21 protein-coding genes are annotated in these 18,839 nt (G+C 72.0%); 9 read left to right on the top strand and 12 right to left on the bottom strand.

The features are described from left to right. Positions 1–9 precede the first annotated feature (9 nt). From P2F65_RS07395 to P2F65_RS07385, 3 genes are read right to left on the bottom strand one after another with little or no spacing between them, the layout of a single operon-like run. Positions 10–1,386 (bottom strand): glutamate decarboxylase, encoded by a 1,377-nt coding sequence (locus tag P2F65_RS07395; RefSeq protein ID WP_275805619.1) that lies wholly within the window; start codon positions 1,384–1,386, stop codon positions 10–12. Positions 1,387–1,395: 9 nt separating this feature from the next. Then, positions 1,396–2,106 (bottom strand): hypothetical protein, encoded by a 711-nt coding sequence (locus tag P2F65_RS07390; protein ID WP_275805617.1) that lies wholly within the window; start codon positions 2,104–2,106, stop codon positions 1,396–1,398. Between the two features lie 58 nt (positions 2,107–2,164). Then, entirely contained in the window at positions 2,165–3,541 is a 1,377-nt protein-coding gene (locus tag P2F65_RS07385) for a chloride channel protein (RefSeq protein WP_275805615.1), read from the bottom strand. Between the two features lie 138 nt (positions 3,542–3,679). On the opposite strand from P2F65_RS07385, the gene P2F65_RS07380 reads away from it, so the two are divergent. The 3 genes from P2F65_RS07380 to P2F65_RS07370 are packed head-to-tail and all read left to right on the top strand — an operon-like array spanning position 3,680 to position 6,141. Then, positions 3,680–4,714 (top strand): thiamine pyrophosphate-dependent dehydrogenase E1 component subunit alpha, encoded by a 1,035-nt coding sequence (locus P2F65_RS07380; protein ID WP_275805613.1) that lies wholly within the window; start codon positions 3,680–3,682, stop codon positions 4,712–4,714. Next, positions 4,707–5,741 carry a transketolase C-terminal domain-containing protein gene (locus tag P2F65_RS07375; RefSeq protein ID WP_275805611.1) on the top strand — a complete coding sequence of 345 codons (1,035 nt, stop codon included), beginning with the start codon at positions 4,707–4,709 and terminating at the stop codon, positions 5,739–5,741. The genes P2F65_RS07380 and P2F65_RS07375 overlap by 8 nt, the downstream gene beginning before the upstream one ends. Position 5,742: 1 nt before the next feature. Further along, positions 5,743–6,141 carry a hypothetical protein gene (locus P2F65_RS07370; RefSeq protein WP_275805609.1) on the top strand — a complete coding sequence of 133 codons (399 nt, stop codon included), beginning with the start codon at positions 5,743–5,745 and terminating at the stop codon, positions 6,139–6,141. On the opposite strand, the gene P2F65_RS07365 is transcribed toward P2F65_RS07370, so the two are convergent. Both P2F65_RS07365 and P2F65_RS07360 read right to left on the bottom strand, forming a co-directional pair. Beyond that, complete coding sequence (locus P2F65_RS07365; RefSeq protein WP_275805607.1) at positions 6,117–7,007, bottom strand: SDR family oxidoreductase; 891 nt, start codon at positions 7,005–7,007, stop codon at positions 6,117–6,119. The two genes, P2F65_RS07370 and P2F65_RS07365, sit on opposite strands and share 25 nt — an antisense overlap. Further along, positions 7,004–7,321, bottom strand: a complete 318-nt coding sequence (locus P2F65_RS07360) for a hypothetical protein (RefSeq protein WP_275805605.1) — start codon at positions 7,319–7,321, stop codon at positions 7,004–7,006. Before P2F65_RS07360 ends, P2F65_RS07365 begins: the two co-directional genes overlap by 4 nt. A 191-nt stretch (positions 7,322–7,512) precedes the next feature. Here P2F65_RS07360 and P2F65_RS07355 point away from each other — a divergent pair, with 191 nt between their 5' ends. Beyond that, positions 7,513–8,652: a hypothetical protein gene (locus P2F65_RS07355; RefSeq protein WP_275805603.1), complete on the top strand. Its 1,140-nt coding sequence runs from the start codon at positions 7,513–7,515 to the stop codon at positions 8,650–8,652. A gap of 42 nt (positions 8,653–8,694) precedes the next feature. Here the strand turns inward: P2F65_RS07355 and P2F65_RS07350 are convergent, their stop codons facing one another. After that, positions 8,695–9,957, bottom strand: a complete 1,263-nt coding sequence (locus P2F65_RS07350; protein WP_275805601.1) for an AGE family epimerase/isomerase — start codon at positions 9,955–9,957, stop codon at positions 8,695–8,697. Positions 9,958–10,031: 74 nt separating this feature from the next. Between P2F65_RS07350 and P2F65_RS07345 the strand changes: the two genes are divergently transcribed. After that, on the top strand, positions 10,032–11,363 hold the full coding sequence (locus P2F65_RS07345; RefSeq protein ID WP_275805599.1) for a glycogen debranching protein: 1,332 nt from the start codon (positions 10,032–10,034) through the stop codon (positions 11,361–11,363). 3 nt (positions 11,364–11,366) lie between these two features. Here the strand turns inward: P2F65_RS07345 and P2F65_RS07340 are convergent, their stop codons facing one another. Next, positions 11,367–11,816 (bottom strand): pyridoxamine 5'-phosphate oxidase family protein, encoded by a 450-nt coding sequence (locus P2F65_RS07340; RefSeq protein WP_275805597.1) that lies wholly within the window; start codon positions 11,814–11,816, stop codon positions 11,367–11,369. Positions 11,817–12,063: 247 nt separating this feature from the next. Here P2F65_RS07340 and P2F65_RS07335 point away from each other — a divergent pair, with 247 nt between their 5' ends. Both P2F65_RS07335 and P2F65_RS07330 read left to right on the top strand, forming a co-directional pair. Then, the gene (locus tag P2F65_RS07335) at positions 12,064–12,636 is read left to right on the top strand and encodes a hypothetical protein (RefSeq protein ID WP_275805595.1); all 573 of its coding nucleotides are present in this window, start codon (positions 12,064–12,066) and stop codon (positions 12,634–12,636) included. 76 nt (positions 12,637–12,712) lie between these two features. Continuing rightward, complete coding sequence (locus P2F65_RS07330; RefSeq protein ID WP_275805593.1) at positions 12,713–13,639, top strand: universal stress protein; 927 nt, start codon at positions 12,713–12,715, stop codon at positions 13,637–13,639. 34 nt (positions 13,640–13,673) lie between these two features. Here the strand turns inward: P2F65_RS07330 and P2F65_RS07325 are convergent, their stop codons facing one another. After that, positions 13,674–14,909 carry an acetyl-CoA hydrolase/transferase C-terminal domain-containing protein gene (locus P2F65_RS07325; RefSeq protein ID WP_345803678.1) on the bottom strand — a complete coding sequence of 412 codons (1,236 nt, stop codon included), beginning with the start codon at positions 14,907–14,909 and terminating at the stop codon, positions 13,674–13,676. A gap of 251 nt (positions 14,910–15,160) precedes the next feature. On the opposite strand from P2F65_RS07325, the gene P2F65_RS07320 reads away from it, so the two are divergent. Beyond that, on the top strand, positions 15,161–15,517 hold the full coding sequence (locus P2F65_RS07320; RefSeq protein ID WP_275805591.1) for an SPW repeat protein: 357 nt from the start codon (positions 15,161–15,163) through the stop codon (positions 15,515–15,517). A 21-nt stretch (positions 15,518–15,538) separates the two neighbouring features. Here the strand turns inward: P2F65_RS07320 and P2F65_RS07315 are convergent, their stop codons facing one another. The 4 genes from P2F65_RS07315 to P2F65_RS07300 form a co-directional block, all read right to left on the bottom strand. Beyond that, positions 15,539–15,940: a hypothetical protein gene (locus tag P2F65_RS07315; protein ID WP_275805589.1), complete on the bottom strand. Its 402-nt coding sequence runs from the start codon at positions 15,938–15,940 to the stop codon at positions 15,539–15,541. Between the two features lie 62 nt (positions 15,941–16,002). Further along, positions 16,003–16,206 (bottom strand): hypothetical protein, encoded by a 204-nt coding sequence (locus tag P2F65_RS07310; RefSeq protein ID WP_275805587.1) that lies wholly within the window; start codon positions 16,204–16,206, stop codon positions 16,003–16,005. Between the two features lie 2 nt (positions 16,207–16,208). Beyond that, positions 16,209–16,745, bottom strand: coding sequence for a LytR C-terminal domain-containing protein (locus tag P2F65_RS07305; protein ID WP_275805586.1), 537 nt, complete (start codon positions 16,743–16,745; stop codon positions 16,209–16,211). A gap of 42 nt (positions 16,746–16,787) precedes the next feature. Beyond that, entirely contained in the window at positions 16,788–17,084 is a 297-nt protein-coding gene (locus P2F65_RS07300) for a type II toxin-antitoxin system VapB family antitoxin (protein WP_275805584.1), read from the bottom strand. 92 nt (positions 17,085–17,176) lie between these two features. Here P2F65_RS07300 and P2F65_RS07295 point away from each other — a divergent pair, with 92 nt between their 5' ends. Beyond that, a complete protein-coding gene (locus P2F65_RS07295) occupies positions 17,177–18,781 on the top strand; it encodes a helicase HerA-like domain-containing protein (RefSeq protein ID WP_275805582.1) in 1,605 nt (534 codons plus the stop codon). Positions 18,782–18,839 lie beyond the last annotated feature (58 nt).

Below are 18,839 nucleotides of genomic sequence, written 5' to 3'. Positions count from 1 at the left end.
TCTGGCAGGTCAGTGCCCTGGGCCGGTGACGACCTTCCTGCGCTCGGACTCGTGGGCTCCGCCTTTGCGCGCGAGAGTTGCGCAGGCCTCCTCGATGTCGCGGGCGAGGGTGTCGACGTGCTCGTGGCTGAGGGTCTGCTTGACCAGGGCCCGCATGATCGTCACGTCCTGCGCGTTGGGGGGAAGGGTGTAGGCCGGGACCATCCAGCCGCGCTCGGCGGACAGCTGCCAGGCGATGTCGAACTCGTCGTAGCCGTGGTCGCCGGAGAGCTGGAACGCCACGAGCGGGAGCTGTTCCTCGTCTCGGCCGATCAGCTCGAACCGACCCATGGCGGCCAGCTTGTCGGCCAGCAGGTGGGCGTTCGCCTGCATGTTGCGCATGATGTAGGTGTAGCCGGCGCGCCCGTAGCGGACGAGGTTGTAGTACTGCGCGAGCACCATCGCGGAACCGGTGGAGAAGTTCAGGGTGAAGGTGGCGTCGGTCTTGCCCAGGTAGTTCTCCTCGAAGACCAGGTCGGGGGCGAGGTCGGACTTCTCCCGGAAGACAAGCCAGCCGATGCCGGGGTAGACGAGGCCGAACTTGTGCCCTGAGACGTTGATGGAGCGCACCTGCTCGAGGCGGAAGTCCCAGGCGGAGTCGGGGTAGAGGAACGGCCAGACGAAGCCACCGCTCGCCCCGTCGACGTGCAGGGGGATGTCGAGGCCACGCTCCTGCTTGATCCGCAGCAGCAGGTTGTTGATCCCGACGATGTCGTCCTTGTGCCCGGTGAAGGTGGTTCCGAGGACGGCCGCGACCCCGATGGTGTTCTCGTCGAGGTGTGGCCTGACGTCCTCGGGGCCGATGGTGTACTTGCCCGGCTGGAGCGGGACGATGCGGGGCTCCACGTCGAAGTAGCGGCAGAACTTCTCCCACACGACGTGCACGTCCCCGCCGAACACGAGGTTGGGGCTCGTGGCGGACTCGCCGGCGGCCTCGCGCCGCTTGCGCCAGCTCCACTTCAGCGAAAGCGCCCCAAGCATGATCGCCTCGGACGAACCCTGGGTGCGTGCTCCGGTGGTCTCGCCGGGGGCGTGGAAGAGGTCGGCCAGCATCCGTATGCAGCGTTGCTCGATCTCGGCCGTGCGCGGGTACTCGGCGTGGTCGATGAAGTTGCGGTGCTGGTTGGCGGCGATGATCCGCTGCGCTTCCGGCTCCATCCACGTCGTCACGAACGTGGCGAGGTTGCGCGCCGGGTCGCCTTCCAGGGCGAGGTCCTCGGCGACCAGCCGCATGGCGTCGACCGCGGTCATGCCCGCCTCGGGGAACTCGTGGCTCGGCACCTCCCGGGTGGCGAAGCTGTTGCCGAACAGGGCGGCAGCGGCGTTGATGTCCGGATCGGTGGTCATGGGCGTGTCCTAGGGGTGTTGGGGGCGCAGGGGTGGCTGCACCTGGAGGAGTGTCTGTCGCCAGGCGGGGAACATCAGCGCGGCGCCGGCGAGGAAGCACACGGCGCCGAGCAGGGTGCCTGCCACGGCCACTCGCGTGCTCACCAGCTCGTCCGTGCTGGGGACGACGTAGCTGGCCAGTGCCGAGGCCATGAACAGGACCGAGCCGACCATGTTCAGCCAGGCGATGCGCCAGGGGAGCGATCGTGGCCGCAGGCTGAGGAAGCGGTCGGTGACGGCGAGCACGCCGAACGCGCTCGCGACGAGGAAGAGGGTCGACCCGAAGAGGTCCGGGCGCCAGACGTACCGGTTCTGCTCCGCCGCGCTCGCGTTATGCGTGAGCGCGGCCAGGGTGCTGATGTTGAAGAACACCGTTCCAGGGAACTGCGTGGTCGCGGCCAGCCAACCTCGATCGTGGGGCAGCCAGTTCCAGAGCCTGACCGGTGCACGCCTGTGCTGCCCGACCTCGTCGACGCCGGTCATCGCCGGGCTCTGCGCCTGCAGGAGCTGGGTGAACGAAGCCGCAGTGAAGAAGAGCGAGCCCACGACGTAGGTGATCCCGTCCACCGGTCCGCCGACAGCGTTCGCATAGGCCGGCACCGACCCGAGGACGAAGCACGAGGACCCCACGATGAACAGCCAGGCGATCGCCGCATTGAGCAGGAAGGGCCGCACGGACATGCTGCTCCTCTCGACGGCTCGACAGGCACCACCCTCCGGCGGGCGCCCGCCGAGCGGCTCACCCCGCCCGGGTGAACCGGTCAGGGACGGGGAGAACCATGGTCAGGACGAAGGCGACTGCCACGGCGACCACGACCTGCGGTGTCACTGCCACGCCGTCGACGCCGAGCAGCAGGGTGGCCAACAGCGTCGAGGTCAGCGGCAACCGCAGCATCGCGCAGCACATCGCACCGATGCCCATGCCGATCGCCGGCGCCAGGTCGAGGCCGGGCAGGCCGCTTGCCGCGATGCCGAGCACTGCACCGATGAACATGGCGGGAAAGACCGGGCCGCCGCGGAACGCGCTCAGGGAGAGGCCGTAGGCCAGCATCTTGCACCCGGCGAGCAGGAGGAGGGCGCCGAGCGAGTAGCTGGAGGCGTCCGCGACCAGGTCGGGCAGTGCGTCCTGTCCGGAGAACAACACCTGGCTGAAGCTGTTCCCGGAGAGGAGCTGGTAGGTCATTGCCGTGAGACCGATGAGCAGGCCGAGGGCCGCGGTCACCAGGACTCGGCTGGCGTGCACCATCGGGCGCAGCGACAGGCCGACCCAGCGGATTCCCCAGCCGAGCAGCGCCCCCGCTGCGCCCACCGCCAGCGCCCACGCGAGGCTCGCCAGCGTCGGAGCCGTTGCCGGTGGCACGGTCGTGAGGGCCAGCGAGAACGTGCCCAGCCCGGTCCAGCTGTCCAAGCCGACGAAGACCAGGGCGCCGACACCGGAGGCGAGTAGGCCCGGCAGCGCGACGAGGGTGAGCGTCGCACCGGCGATCCCGGCAGCCTCCATGATGAGGAAGGCGCCGAGCAGGGGTGAGCCGAGCAGCGTGCTGATGGCCGCGAAGCTGCCGGCCGAGGCCATGACCGTCAGCGCCATCGGTGGTGCGTCCTTGCGGGCCAGCCGGACGGTGAGCGCGGCAAGGCCTCCGCCGAGAGCGATCAGCGGCGCCTCGGGGCCGAGCACTGCGCCCAGGCTCAGCGTGGCCAAGGATGCCAGGGCGATGCCGGGCAGCTCGCGAGCTGCTGGCGGACCTCCGCCGGCGTGGAACCCGAGCGCGGGCGAGTGACCGCCGTTGCCGGGCAGGTGGCGGATGGTCAAGCCGGTCAGCAGTCCGCACAGCCCCAGCCAGGGCACCGGCCACCAGGCGGGGGTGCCCTCCGCGAAGACGTTGTTCGGCAGGTCCGTGAACAGGTACGTCTGGACCTCGGTAACCAGCGCCAGAAAGCCGTAGGCCGCGACGGAGATCGGGATGCCCAGGACGGCGGCGAGCAACAGCGCCGACAGGTACGGCTTGGAGCGCACGACAGCAGCGGGGTCCGTGACCGGCTGCCCCGCCGGCGGTGACGGCACAGGGCTGCCCGGGCCCGGTGCCGCGACATCGTGGGAGGCGTTGGGGTCGGTCACCGGATGTGCCTCCTCGCAGCAGAGCCCTCATCGACAACGTAGCGCCGTCTCTTCACGGCTGGGTCCCCTCGGTGACCTAGGGCCCTTGCGGCCGCCGCGCCCGCCAGCCACGGTGGACTCCAGCGGGAGGGAGGGACCATGCCGGCCAGCCGGGGCGAGCGGCTGCAGGGGCTCTACCTGCAGATGTGTCGGATCCGGTGGACCGAACAGGCGCTCGCCCTCCTGTGGCACGACGGCCTGGTGTCGGGGGAGATGCACCTCGGCATCGGCGAGGAGGCCGTGGTCGCCGGCGTGGTGGCGAACCTCGACCAACGCGACGCCCTGGCTCTCGACTACCGGTCCACCCCAGCACTCGTCGCGCGCGGCGTGGACCTCACCGCGCTGCTCCTGGAGGTGCTGGGCTCCCCCCACGGGCTCTGCGGCGGCCGCGCCGGCCACATGCACCTGATGTCGCGCGCGCACCTGGCTGCGGCCTCGGGCATCGTCGGGGCACCCGGCCCGCTGGCGTGCGGGTTCGGCCTCGCCGCCCGCGGGAGGGGCGAGGGCGGCGTCGCGGTGGCCTTCTTCGGCGACGGCGCGGTCAACGAGGGAATGCTCATGGAGTCGCTCAACCTCGCCTCCGCCTGGCGCCTGCCCGTGGTCTTCGTGTGCAAGGACAACCGCTGGGCGGTGACCACGAGGTCCAGTGCCCTCACCGGTGGTGGGCTGCGGGGCCGCCTGGCGGCCTTCGGTATGCCGGTGGAGCGGGTGGACGGCCGCGATGTCGAGGCGGTGGCCCGAGCCGCCTCGAGCGCGGTGTTCCGGGCGCGGCGCGGCAGCGGGCCCACGACGCTGCTGGCGACCTGCCCACGGCCCGAGGGGCACTTCCTCGGCGACCCCCTGGTGCGCCTGACCTCCGCCGTGAGTGAGCTCGCGACCGAGGTCGGCCCGCTGCTCGGCGAGCTGCGGAGCCAGCCAGGAGCTCCCCTGCCGCACCGACTGGCCGCCCTCACCTCGATGGGCTCGAAGGCGGTTTCCGTGGCGGTGCGGCGTCCGGGCGACGCCAGCGACCCGGTGCGCCGGGCGGGGCGCAAGCTGTCCGCTGCCGCTGCGACCGAGCTGGCCGGCCAGGCCCGTCTCGAGGTGGAGACGGCGTTGCGTGAGGCGCTGGCCAGGGCGGTGCGCGATGGCTGACACGTCGTTCTCGGAGGCCGTCGAGCGGGCACTCGCCCTGGCGATGGCCCGCGACCCACGGGTGGTGGTGATCGGTGAGGATGTGCGGATGTTGCGGCGCAACGCCTTCGTCCGCTTCGGCGGCGACCGGGTGGTCGACAGCCCCATCAGCGAGTCCGCCCTGCTGGGAACGGCGCTCGGCGCCTCGATGGCGGGACTGCGCCCGGTCGTCGAGGTCATGTTCGTCGACTTCATCGGCGTGGCGCTCGACCAGCTGCTCAACCACGCCGCCAAGCTCGAGGCCTTCAGCGGAGGGCGGTGGCAGGCGCCCCTGGTCGTCCGTGCCGCCTGCGGCGGTGGCTACGGGGACGCGGGCCAGCACGAGCAGGCGTTGTGGGGACTGCTCGCGGGCATCCCGGGGCTGTCGGTGGTCGTGCCGTCAACACCCGCGGACGCCGCGGGCTTGCTCCTGTCGGCGATCGCGGCCCCCGGCCCGGTCGTGTTCCTGGAGCACAAGCTCCTGTCGGAGCAGTGGCTGGACTACGTCGGTGGCGCGAGCAGGGCGGGCGTCGACTTCGACGTGCCCGCCGCCGGCGCTCACGGCGAGGTCGCCCCCGAGCCGGCGCCCGTGCCGCTGGGCGTGGCTGCCCTGCGGCGACAGGGCACCGACCTGGTGATGGTGTCGCTCGGTGTGGGGGTGCACCGCTGCGTCGAGGCGGCGGATCGCCTTGCAGCCGAGGGGCTCTCGGCGGCCGTGCTCGACCTGCGCAGCGTGGCGCCCCTGGACTCGGAGGCGGTGGTCGACCTTGCACGGCGCACGCGACGGGTCCTCGTCGTCGACGAGGACTACACCCGCGGTGGCCTGTCCGGCGAGGTGGCCGCCATGCTCGCCGAGCGCGGTGTGCCTGCGGCCTACGGCAGGGTCACCACCGAGGAGACGATCCCGTACGCGCGCGACCTGGAGGCCGCGGTGCTGCCCAACACCGAGCGGGTCATGGACGGGGCCCGAGCCCTCATGGCGCGGTCTGGGCTGCGGCAGGGAGGCTGATGTGGACACGGTCCTCGGGGTGCTGCTGGTCATCACGGCGGTCGTGACGGTGGCCTACTGGCTCGACTTCTTCCTCCGCGGCACGGTGCAGGTCGTGGCGGAGGAGTGGTACCTGCGCTTCGAGCGAGCCTTCCCCGCTGCCGACGGGTGGATGGCAGCCTGCTCACTGGTCGCCGCGGTCGGCCTCTTCACCGGCGCCGACTACGCGACCGTCTTCGGGCTGCTTGCCGCGGGTGCGCTGGTCTTCCTCGGGCTGATGGACCTGACGTTCAACCTGCAGAACGGGCTCTTCCGCCTGCTGCCGCAGTCAGGACAGATGTGGGTGGAGGTGGTCATCGTCGGCTGGAGCCTGTTGTTCGGTAGCCTCCTGGCCGTCTACTTCGGCTCCCGCGTGGTGTGAGCGACCCTCTCCGTGCGTCGAGAGGACCGGACCCGCGCGTCGAAGTACGCGAACCACGCCTCCCGCGCCAGGCCGGTGGTGCGCGCCACCAGCTGGCCCTGCCAGCCGGGCGTGATGAGGAAGCGACCCCGCTCCATGCCGTGGACGATGCTGGCCGCCACGCGCTCGGGCGTGAAGGGTTCGATGGCGCCCGAGATGGCGAACGTCTCCGGTGGCTTGAACTGGTTCTCGTATGCCAGCTGTGGCGTGTCGGTGTCGGGCGGGCAGACGCAGCCGACGTGGATCCCCTTGGGGTGCAGCTCGACCCGCAGCACCTCGAGCAGGCCGCGCACGGCGAACTTGGGTGGTGAGTAGGCCGAGTAGCCGAACACCCCGACCAGCCCGGCCGTCGACGAGATGCCGACGACGCTGCCATGCCCGTGCTCGACCATCGCGGGTACCACTGCCCGAGCGGCGTACAGGGTGCCGAAGTAGTCGATCTCCATGGTGCGCCGGAAGATGCTGTCGTCGAGCTGCTCGAAGTAACCGGGGTGGGCGATTCCGGCGCAGGTCAGCAGCACGTCGCACGGCCCCAGAGCCCCGGTGGCGCGGGCGACTGCCGATGCCACGGAGCCCTCGTCGGCCACGTCGGTGGGGAGCGCGACGTGCCCGATGCCGAGTGAGGCCAGCTCGTCTGCGGTCGCGGCGAGGTCGCCGTCGTCGAGGGCCAGCACCGAGACGGTGGACCCGAGGCGGGCGACCTGGCGGACGAACGCCCGCCCGATGCCGCTCGACCCTCCGGTGACCAGGACGTGCGCGTCGCACCAGCGCGCGACCCGCGGTGCCCTGCCGCGCGGGAACGGGCCGCCACGCCGATTCCGGGTCACTCCTGCACGCTAGGTGCGCTGCGCAGGTGGGCGCAGGGGCCAAGGTCCCGGTGACCCGCGGGCACCTCAGCCGGCGGCGCCAGGTTCTTGCTGACCACGTCGAGGGGGCGCGGCAGCTCGTCGGTCGTGCTCAACCCGACGACCTCGGTGCCGGCGTACAGGACCGGCGTGTGGCCGGGCGGGACGTCGTAGGCCTCGCCCGCTTCGAACGTCTCGTCAGCCCCGTTGCACTTGTAGGTGATCTTCCCGGCCAGGACGTAGCCCCAGATGGCTCCTCCTTTGCACGGTGCGGTGCGCCAGGGGCCGGGCGCCACGATGGCGCTCTGTCATCGTCGGCCCGGGCTCGGGGTGGGCGGCAATGCCCGATCGGGCTGCCCGAGAGCCGTTTTGTCCGAATTGCCCAAAACCTGCTCAACTTCTGCAGAAGATGCGTAACTTCCGCGACGGTCTCCCGTTGAGGTGGTCACCGAACTTGACCAGTTCCTGACCAAGGGGAGACCAGACCATGATCAGCACGCCCGACACGCACCGCACCGCCACCCGCACCGGCGCCGCCCTCCTCGCCGCGACCCGGCCGCTCGGGCGGATGGCGCTCAGCTGCGGCCTCGCCGGCACCCTGGGTGTGGGGGTGGCGTCCGCGGCCGTCGCCGGCGGGCAGCCCGACAAGCCCGGCCACACCTCGACCAGCGGCAAGCCTGCTGCCCGCGGCGGCGGCGTCGAGCGAGGCGCCCCGCAGCCGGCCGCCGAGCGGAGTGCGGAGCAGTCCACCTCCGCGCGGCCCGGGTCGCAGCAGGCCACCGAGCGCCCCTCCTCGCGGCCCGCAGCCGAGCGCGGGTCGACCCAGCGGGACCAGGACCCCGCCGGTAACAACGGCACGATCAAGGTCGACGGCGCAGCGTGGGACGCCCGCGTCGACAACGAGCCGCACACCTCGTGCGCCTTCCGGGTGACCTTCTTCGGCTTCGACGACGGGCAGACCGCCGACATCACCGTGACCGGCATCGCCCCAACCGGGGGTGGCGCGCTGCTGCACGAGACGGCCGTCCCCACCAGCGACGACCCGGCAGGCGGAGCCGCGCAGGACTTCGACGGTGCGACCCGCGTCTACACGGCGGAGGACCTCGGCCTCGACGCGGTCTCCCCGCACCCCCAGCAGGGCTACCACCTCAAGGTCGCCGTCGACTCCCTCGAGGCGCCCGGCGGCGCCAAGCAGAAGGTGCTCTGGCTCGAGCCCTGCCAGGACCAGGCTCCCGTCACCCAGCCCGGAAGCCAGTCAGAGCCCCAGCCCGAGACCGGCGAGTTCCGGCAGGGTGGCGTGGGTCCGTCCGTCCCGGCCACCGGCTCGCAGCCCGCGGTGCCCGGGCGGCCCGAGGAGGCGGCCGCCTCGCCGGTGGCGCGCCCCGTCGAGGCGAGCCCGGCTGCCCCGGCGTTGGCAGCCTACCGCGAGGTGTCCGCATCGGTCGCCGACCGTGCGTCCTCCGTGATGGCCCTGCGCCCGACCCAGCAGGCCAGTGCCCTGCCGGCCGGCCTGGCCTTCACCGGTGCCGGTGGCCTGGGCCTGATGGCCCTCCTCGGTGCCGGCGCCACGGCGGCCGGCACCGGACTCCAGGTGGCACGTCGCCGGGCCGGCTCCCACGGGGGCTGACCGGACTCAGCCTCGACGACCGGGGGTGGCGCCGTGACGGCGTCACCCCCGGTCGTGTCGTCCCAGGGCGCCGGCGAAGGACGAGATGGAGCCCAGCGAGGGCAGGAGAGCTGCCTGGTAGGCGTGGTAGACGTCCGGCTTCCCCTGCCACACCGACGCGGCCGGACGGTTGTGCTCGTCGAGCTCATGGCGCCAGGACCCGTCTTCGAGGTCGATGAGGTGCCGGTCCGCGTAGTCCCACCACGTGGCGTACCACCGTCGGTAGCCCTCCTCTCCGGTGGCGTCCCAGAGGGTGTATGCCGCGGCGATGGCCTCGGTGACGACCCAGTGCAGCCGGGTGTGCACCACCGGTGAGCCGGCGAAGTCGGTCGTGTAGACGAAGCCCGCGGCGCCGTCGACGTCCCAGCCGACGTCCACCGCGGTGGCGAACAGCGCTCGAGCGGCCTCGAGCATCCACGACGGCGCCTGTGGTCCCAGAGCGTGGCGCAGGTGGAGGGTGAGCCGAGCCCACTCCAGGAGGTGGCCCACCGTGGCGCCGAACGGCCGGAAGGGGTGGGCCGGCTCGGTCCGGTTGAAGTCCAGCACGGGCTCCCAGCTCGGGGTGTAGTGCTCCGGGAGCAGCCAGCCGTGGCTGCGCGCCTGCTCGTGCAACAGGCGCTCGGTGACACGGGAGGCCCGATCGAGCCAGGTGCGGTCGCCGGTGACGTCGTGCACGGCGAGCATCGCCTCGACACCGTGCATGTTGGCGTTGGCCCCTCGGTAGGGCTCGAGCCGGTCCCACCCGCGGGCCCAGACGTCGACCGCCATCCCCTCCTCGTCCGACCAGAAGTGGGTGTCGAACACCTCTCGGGCACGGTCCAGCAGCCGCTCACCGCGGGGGTGTCCCGCCGCCACGGCACCGGCCGCGCCCAGCAGCACGAAGGCGTGCTCGTAGGCGCGCTTCTCGTCGGTGACGGCGCTGCCCGGCCCCACCGCGGCATACCAGCCGTCGTGCTCGGTGTCGTGCAGCGTGGTCTCGAGCGTGCGCACGCCGTGGTCGAGGACCGGCTCCGCGGCGTCCCGCCCCGCAAGTGTCTCGAGGGCGGCGACGTGCGTCATGCGGCAGGAGATCCATGCCTCCACGGGCCGCGTCGGGTCGACGCGGCCGGTGTCGTCGAGCCACCCGAAGCCGCCGTCCGGCAGCACCGCCGCCGCCCCGAAGCGCCACAGCCGGTCGCGCTCGGCGGCGAGCCACGCCTGGTGCTCGGCGCTTCGGGGGTCGGAGGACGACCCAGCCCTTGACTCACCAGGCAACGTCGCCACCATGTTCATGACCGTACAGAAGCCTCGGCGAGGTGACCTGCTGATGGGGCGCGTGCACGAGGAGGCCAGGACCTGCGATGAGTGACCTGCCGCTCGACCAGATCGAGGCTGCTGCGCGTCGCGTGCTGGCGCAGAACGACCTGGGCTCCTTGGTGATGGCCGCCCCCAGGCTCTACCCGCACCAGTGGTCGTGGGACGCCGCGTTCATCTCGATCGGGCTGGCCCGCGTCTCCGTCGCCCGGGCCCTCACCGAGCTGCGCAGCCTGCTGGCCGCCCAGTGGAGCACCGGGATGATTCCGCACATCGTGTTCACCCCAGGGGCGGCATACTTCCCCGGCCCAGACGTGTGGGACACCGACCGCGCCGCGGCCAAGCCCTCCGGGGTGCATACCAGCGGGATCTGCCAGCCACCGGTCCACGCCATCGCGCTCGCCCGCATCCTGCAGATCGCGACCGACGAGGGTGGGCCGGCGCAGGAGGAGGCGCGGGCCTTCGCCGCGGAGGCCGTGCCCCGGCTCGCCGCCTGGCACCGGTGGCTGTCGACCGCTCGGGACCCCGACGGGCAGGGTCTGGTGCAGATCCACCACGGGTGGGAGTCGGGCATGGACAACTCCCCGCGCTGGGACTCCGCCTACGCAGCGATCAGGGTCGCGCAGGAGCACGAGCTGCGGCGCCACGACACCGCGCTCGTCGCCGACGTCTCCGAGCGGCCGTCGGACGCCGAGTACCAGCGCTACCTCCACCTCGTCGCACAGATGCGGTCCGTCGACTACGACGACAGGCGCATCGCGGAGGTCATCGACTTCCGGGTGGGCGACGTCTTCATGACGGCCGTCCTCGCCGTCGCTGCAGAAGAGCTCACCGCTGTCGGGCGCGACCTCGGAATGGAGCAGGAGGTGGCCGACCAGATGGACATCGCTGCACGAGCCCGGGCAGCGGTGCTCGCCAGCGTCGCGCCCGACAGTGGTCTCTGCCGGGACTGGGACGCCCGCGCGGGCTCGTGGACCGACGCGGAGTCGCTCGCCTCGTTCGCCGTCCTGCTGTGCGGGGGTGACGACGAGGTCTACCCCCGGCAGCGCGAGACCATCACCGGCCCACGGTGGGCCGGCCACCCCAGGTTGCGTTTCGCCCTGCCGCCGACGTTGTCGCCTGACGATCCGGGCTTCCGGCCCCGCACCTACTGGCGGGGTCCGATCTGGCCGGTGATGAACTGGCTCTTCTGGTGGGCCCTCGAACGCCACGGCGACCAGGAGCTCGCCGACCGGTGGCGGTCGGAGGGGCTGGCCCAGCTCGCCGACCTCACCTGTGCCGAGTACTACGAACCCCTCACGGGTGATCCGCTCGGCAGCCACGGCCAGTCTTGGACCGCGGCGGCCGCCCTGGACTGGCTCGGCGCTCGCCCGACCTGAGCGCTACTCCTCGCCGGCGTGGGGAGCCGGCGGCCGCGTCGGCGTCAGCGTCACCGTGAACCGCCGGCCGTGGACCTCCTCCGGCTCGATGCGCACCACCCTCGGCTTCGGCCCGCGGTGCCAGGGTTGGAGGGGCAGGTCCAGTGCCTCGAGGGACTCGTGCAGCCGCGCCACCTCACGGGCCCGGCCCTTGATGACGACGCTCCACGCGACTGCGCCCTCCTGCCCGATGCCGTCGACCTCGTAGGCGACGTCGTGCCCCACCGCCCCCGAGAGCTTGGTGCCCTCGGCCGTGCGGAAGACGAGCGTCCCCTGGTCGACCACGTGGTTCAGCGGGAAGATCTCCGGCTTGCCGTCGACCACCACCGCGAGCCGGCCCACCGGCACCGAGCGCACCAGGGACCACGACTCCGACACCGTCAGGTGCTCCATCGGGGCAAGCGTCTCGTCCATGGCTACCTCCCAGCGGGGCGCGACACCGCGCCCACACACCAAGTCTGCCCACGGCACACGCGAGTCGGCAGGGGCCAACGGCCCGTATGCCGCCGCCGCGCCGGCGCGCGCCCCGGTCCGCGGTCGTCCGGGGTGGTCCGGGGGTCCTTGGTCCCCCCGGCTGGTGCCCTAGTCCCCTGAACCGTGCCGGCGTCGCGGGGGAACCTGAGAGTGCTGAAGTGGCAAGAACACCTAGGAGGGACAAGCCATGAGCACCAAGCACCGGAGCCAATCGGGTACCCGACTACCGGACCCCAACTTCGTCCACCCTGAGGTCATCGCACCCGAGACCGCTTCCGGCAAGGCGCTGCGCTACGTGAACGCAGCCATCCGCCTGAGCATCGGCTGGGTGTTCGCGTGGGCCTTCATCGACAAGCTGTTCGGCCTCGGCTTCGCGACGCCGACCGAGCGTGCCTGGATCAACGGCGGCAGCCCCACGACCGGCTTCCTGAAGGGCGCCGAGGGCACCTTCAAGGGCTTCTTCAACGGCATGGCCGGACAGACGTGGGCCGACTGGCTGTTCATGGCCGGCCTGGCAGGCATCGGCCTGGCCCTCCTCCTCGGCATCGGGATGCGGATCGCGGCCGCCACCGGCTCGCTGCTCCTCGTCCTCATGTGGGCCGCGCAGTTCCCGCTGGCCAACAACCCCTTCATGGACGACCACCTCGTCTACGCGATGGTGCTCGTGGCCCTCGCCCTGGCCGGCGCAGGCCGCACACTGGGACTGGGCGCCAAGTGGGAGCAGCTGTCCTTCGTGCAGAGGAACGGCTGGCTGAAGTAGCGACATCCGTGAACAACCCGGGGTGGCCGGGGCCGCGAGGGCCCGACCACCCCATCGCCCTGCGGAGGAGGACGAGATGAGCAGCAACTTCGCCGGCGTCGTGGTGGGCTTCGATGGCTCGGCGACCTCGACCGCGGCCCTGGACTGGGCGGCGGCGGAGGCGGCACGGCGTGGGGTGCCGCTCAAGGTCGTCCTCGCCGTGGAGCTCGGCGCCGCCCTCCCCATGCCCATGGACTCCGGAGCCCCGTGGGCCCTGGCGAAGATCGAGGGGGCGGCCCGCGAGGTGCTCGCCGACGCTGTCGAGCGGGCCCGCAAGACCGACCCCGGCCTCGTGGTCGAGTCGAGCCTGGTCATCGACACCGCCGCGGCCGCCCTCGTTGCCGCCTCCCGCAGCGCGGTTCTCGTCGTCGTGGGCAACCGGGGTCACGGTGACCTCGTGGGCACCCTCCTCGGCTCCGTGGCGTTCGGCGTCACGGCGCACTCGCAGTGCCCCGTGGCGGTGGTGCGTGGCGCGTCCACGCGGGTGCCGGGACCCGGCGCCCCCGTGGTGGTCGGTGTCGACGGCTCGCCCGCCTCCAACGCCGCGGTCGACGAGGCCTCCGAGCTCGCCGAACGCGCCGGTGCCGCCCTGCACGTGGTTGCCGCCTACCAGGTGCCCGTCACGGGGTGGGTGGGCGTGACTCCGTGGCTGGACGTCTACCCGGAGGAGGAGCTCGCCGATGCTGCGGCAGGCACGGCCAAGGCCGTCCTCGCCCAGGCGCGCGAGCGGGTCCGGCGCAACCACCCCGCTCTCGATGTCGAGTACACCGCGGTGCGCGACCGGCCGGCATACGCCCTCGCGGAGCGCTCGAAGACCGCCGGAGTCGTGGTCGTGGGGTCACGCGGACGGGGAGGCTTCCGCAGCCTGATCCTCGGCTCGGTCAGCCGCGGCCTGGTGCACATCGCGGAGAGCCCCGTGCTGGTCGTGCACGCGCCGGACGAGGCCTACGAGGCCGACGTCTGATCCTCGAGCCGGCCGGTGCCCCACCGGGCGCCGCTCAGAGCAGGCCCAGGGCTCGAGCCTCCTCGCGCAGCTCGTCGCGCACGGCCGGGTGGGCGGCGTGCTCGATGAGGTTGCGAGCCTGCGTGCGCTCGTCGAGGCCGGCGATGCGCGCCACGCCCTGCTCGGTCACGACGGCCGTGTGCTGGAAGGAGGTCACGGGCTCGTCGACGAGCGGCACGATCGTCGAGCAGTCGGCCTTGGGGTGCCACGAGCGCAGCGCCATGAAGGCCTGGCCGCCGGGGGACTGCAGGGCGCCGACGGTGAAGTCCGTCTGGCCTCCGAATCCCGAGTAGATCCGGGCGTTGATCCGCGACGCGTTCGCCTGGCCGAACAGGTCGATCTGGAGCGCAGTGTTGACCGAGGTCATCATCCGCTGCTCGGCGATGCGGGCCGGGGAGTTGGTGACCTCGGTGCGGCGCATCATGACGCGCTCGTTGCCGTCGAGCCACTCGTAGAGCTCGGCCGACCCGAACACGAACGAGGTGTTGATGGGCACCTCCCGGTCGAGGGCTCCCGCCTGCTCGAGCGCGAGGATCCCGTCGCTGAACATCTCGGTCCACACCCGCAGCCCGCTCCGGTCGATGAGTCCGGCCACGGTGGCGTCGGGCACCGCGCCGATGCCCGCCTGGATGGTCGCGCCGTCGCCGATCGCCGCCGCGACCTGGGCGCCGATGTGGGCGGAGGTGTGGTCAGGCGGGGACGGGGTGTGCACGGCCAGCGGCTGCTCCACCTCGACGCCGGCGTCGATCTGGTCGACGGGCACGAGGGCATCGCCGAACGTCCAGGGCATGAGCGGGTTCAGCTGCGCGAGCACCAGACCGCCCCGGGCGCGGACCGCCTCGATCGCCGCGGGCAGGACGTTGACCTCCGTGCCCAGCGAGACCATCCCGTCGCGCGGCAGGGTCGTGTGGATGAGGACGATGTCCGGCGGGAGCGTGGCGGAGAACAGGCGGGGCGCCAGGGAGAGGCGGCTCGGCACGTAGGCCAGCCGCGGGTGCCCGCGGAAGCCCGGTCCCACGAACATCGTCTCGGGCACGACGCCGTCGTGCAGGGGCAGGCCGCGCTGGGGGTTCAGCAGGTGCAGCCGGAAGGCCGGAAGCTGCGCGGCGATCGCCTCCAGCAGCGGCAGTGGTGTAGCGAAGTTGCCGCTGGTGACCACTCGCGGCTCGGCGCCCACGGCCTGCACCGCCTCGGCGAGGCGAACCGCCTCCTCCAGCTCGACCACCCTCACGTCAGGTCCTTCCCCTCGAATCGGAACACCGCGGCGGGGGAGCTGGGGCACCCTGGGCCGCCACCCGGCACACCGCGATCCTGCCAGTGAATGACGGCTGGGCCGCGGTCAACGCGTCCGTGTGGCCCGATTGGGGTCGAAGGTCCCGGGCGTCGCCGGCGACTCATTGACCGGGCGTTGGCCACGGCTGAGAATTGTGCTGTTGGCCCGCCTCGGATCGACGGACCCCGGTGCACGAAAGGGGTTTTCCCGTGAAGCAGAAGATCCACCCACAGGACTTCATCGTCCTCATCGCCGGCGCCTATGCGCTGTTGTCCCCCATCTGGACCACGACGGAGGACCGGGCGACGACGACCATGATCGTCCTCGGTGCAGTCACCGTGGTGCTCTCCGTCATCGAGCTGGTGCGGCCCGACATGTTGTCGGTCGAGGGCCTCACCGCGCTGATGGGCGTGCTGTTCATCATCTCGCCGTGGGTCATGGGGTTCGCCGACACCACGGCCATGGCCTGGACGGCATGGATCGTCGGCGCGATCACGCTCGTCGTCGGCGCCCTGGACCTGCAGGTCACCCGCACGCACCAGCGGCACGCGGGCGCCACTCCCTAGCAGGGCACGGCTCCCCAGCAGTCAGGCGAGGCTGAGGAGAGCCAGGGCATAGGCACACTCGACGTCGGGGTGGGCGAACTCGACCACCCCGACGCCGTCGTGCACGCCCACCACCCAGCCGGCGCCGTTCCGGCTCAGTCGCGTCAGTCGCGCGAACCGGCTGCCGAGCAGCGACCTGAGCTGGTCCTCGCGGGGCATCCACAACGCGATGTCGAGCGGCACCGAGTCGAGCGCCCACTCGGTGGTGCCGTTGAACCCCAGCACCGACTGGTCCTGGTAGTGGTGCAGCTCGATCGTGAGCTCGCTGATCCAGAACAGGTCGCCGAGCAGGTCGGGCTCGTCGATCGTGAACCGGTCGCCCGGCTGCGGCTGCCACATCACCCCGGCCGACGACAGCTGCCGGGCCAGGTCCACCGAGATCATGCGTCCACGCTACGTCAGGCCGAACGCGTGCAGGCCCTCGTCGGTCAGGGGCCGAGCGGCGGCTACCGCTCGAGCCAGCCGCTCTCCTCGGTGACGAGTGCGGTCACCACGTCCTCGGGTGCGTCGGTCTCCAGGGCCCACGGGTGGTCGAGCTCGTCGTCCTCGCCGTGGAAGCGCTCCTTGCGCAACCACGCGGCATACCCCTTGGCGTGCAGCGCGTCGGCCGCCGCGGACGCGTCCTCCCGCTCGTAGAACACGGCGCGCATGGTCAGCAGGCGGGGGCCGACGGCTCGGCCGCCGGGGCCGCGGGCCGCTTCACCAGGGCCGTGAACTTCTCGCCCAGCACGAGGTCGACCGAGCCGTCGACCCTGCCGTCACGCACCGGCTTGGCGCCCTTGACGAGGCCGAGGACCACCTTGGCCTTCGCGGTGCCCGACTTCCCGTAGCGGACCTCGGCCGGCCCGGTGACGGTGCGCCGCAGCGGGTCGTTCGTGATGGTTGCGACGTCGAAGCCGCGCTGGCGGACCTCGGCGGCAGTCTTCGCCGCCAGGCCGGCCCGGTCCGTGGCGTTGTAGACGTTCACGGTGATCTCGGCCGGCCGGGGCGCTGCGCCTGCTTTGGCCGGAGCCGTCGTGGCGCACGTGGGCGCCGGGGCAGCAGTCGGCTCCGACGACGTGCGGTAGTACGAGTAGGCGTACCAGAAGGCGAAGAAGAGCATGAGCGCCACGACGGCCAGGGTGATGAGGGCGCGGCGGCGTCGGCTCCTGCGGGAGCTCGAAGCCCCCGACTCGACGATGTAGCTCACCCGCCACCTCCATGTGGCGCGCCCCCTCGGCGCGGTCAGCGCCTAGTCAAGCACGAGGACGCGCGCGTGCAGGGTAGGACGCTGCTGCAGTGCTGCCCGCAACGCGCGGTGCAGCCCGTCCTCGAGGTAGAGGTTGCCCTGCCACTCGACGACGTGGGCGAACAGGTCGCCGTAGAACGTCGAGTCCTCCGCCAGCAGCTGGCCGAGGTCGAGGGTCCGCTTCGTGGTGATGAGCTCCTCGAGGCGGACCATGCGCGGGGGCACGTCTGCCCAGTCCCGGACGGCGTCCTTGCCGTGGTCGGGGTAGGGGCGGGTGTCACCGACAGCCTTGAAGATCACGCGGACACGATAGGCGGTATGCCGCGGGCTCGCCTTCGCGGCTCTCGTCGTGGACCGGGCGGGCGGGAAGGGCCCGCACTAGAGTGCCGAGCGTGACGGACAAGGCGACCGAGAGCCCCGCGACCACCCCGGCCGGCAGCGCCCAGCTGGACGCGATCCGAGCCGGTTACGCGTCCGAGGGCGCTGCGCTTCATCTCGGCGCCGCCGTCGTCGACGGACACGCGCACGCCGACGCGCCCGTGCGCCTCCCGCTGTCGTCGCTCAACCGGCACGGCCTCGTGGCGGGGGCGACCGGCACCGGCAAGACCAAGACCCTCCAGCTGATGGCCGAGCAGCTGTCGGCGCAGGGGGTCCCCGTCTTCCTCGCCGACATCAAGGGCGACCTTTCGGGGATGGCCAGTCCCGGGGTCCCCAACGAGAAGCTGGCCGCCCGCTCCGCCGACGTGGGGCAGCAGTGGGCGCCCACGGCATACCCGACCGAGTTCCTGTCGCTCGGGGGCCTCGGCACGGGCATCCCCGTGCGCGCGACCATCACCTCGTTCGGGCCGACCCTGCTCGCGAAGGTCCTCGGGCTCAACGACACCCAGGAGTCGAGCCTGGGGCTGGTGTTCCACTACGCCGACAAGAACGGCCTGGCCCTGCTGGACCTCAAGGACCTGCGCGCGGTCATCTCGCACCTCACCTCCGACGAGGGCAAGGCCGAGCTCAAGGCGCTCGGCGGGCTGTCGTCCGCGACGGCCGGGGTGATCCTGCGCGAGCTCATCACCTTCTCCGACCAGGGCGCCGACGTCTTCTTCGGCGAACCCGAGTTCGACACGGCCGACCTGCTGCGCACCGCCGGCGACGGCCGGGGGATGGTCACGTGCCTCGAGCTGCCCGCCGTGCAGGACCGCCCGCAGCTGTTCTCGACCTTCCTCATGTGGCTGCTCGCCGACCTGTTCCACGACCTGCCCGAGGTCGGTGACCTCGACAAGCCCAAGCTGGTCTTCTTCTTCGACGAGGCACACCTGCTCTTCGACGAGGCCAGCAAGGCCTTCCAGGACGCCATCGAGCAGACCGTCCGGCTCATCCGGTCCAAGGGCGTCGGCGTCTTCTTCGTCACCCAGAGCCCGAAGGACGTGCCCTCCGACGTGCTCGCGCAGCTGGGCAACCGGGTCCAGCACGCCCTGCGTGCGTTCACGCCCGACGACGCCAAGGCGCTCAAGGCCGCCGTCTCCACCTACCCGCACACCGACTACGACCTCTCCGAGCTGCTCACCACGCTGGGGACCGGCGAGGCCGTCGTGACGGTGCTCTCGGAGAAGGGCGCGCCCACCCCTGTCGCGTGGACCCGGATGGTCGCGCCCCAGTCGCTCATGGCTCCCTCGGACGAGGCGGTGGTCGCGCAGGCCGTCGCCGCCTCGCCCCTGGCGCAGACGTATGCCGCGGTGGCCGACCGCGAGTCCGCCTACGAGAAGCTGCAGGCCCGCCTGGCCGCCGCGCCCACCCCCGAGGAGGAGCCGGCCCCGGCACCGGCGCGGGCTCCTCGCCGCGAGGAGTCCGGGGCTCCCGCCCGCCGCCAGCCCAAGGAGGAGCCGGGCATGGTCGAGCAGGTGGTGCAGTCGAGCGCCTTCCGCTCGATGCTCCGATCGGCGGGCACGGTGATCGGCAGGGAGATCACCCGCTCGATCTTCGGCACCGCCCGTCGTCGCCGCTGACCCCGCCGCGCCAAGGTTCGCCCAACCTTCCCTTGCTGGCCGAAGGTTCGGCCGTGTT

It is taken from the genome of Knoellia sp. p5-6-4 (assembly GCF_029222705.1).
Classification (GTDB): domain Bacteria; phylum Actinomycetota; class Actinomycetes; order Actinomycetales; family Dermatophilaceae; genus Pedococcus_A.
The sequence above is the reverse complement of the archived record's forward strand: the minus strand, read 5'-3'. Positions and strand labels throughout refer to the sequence as shown.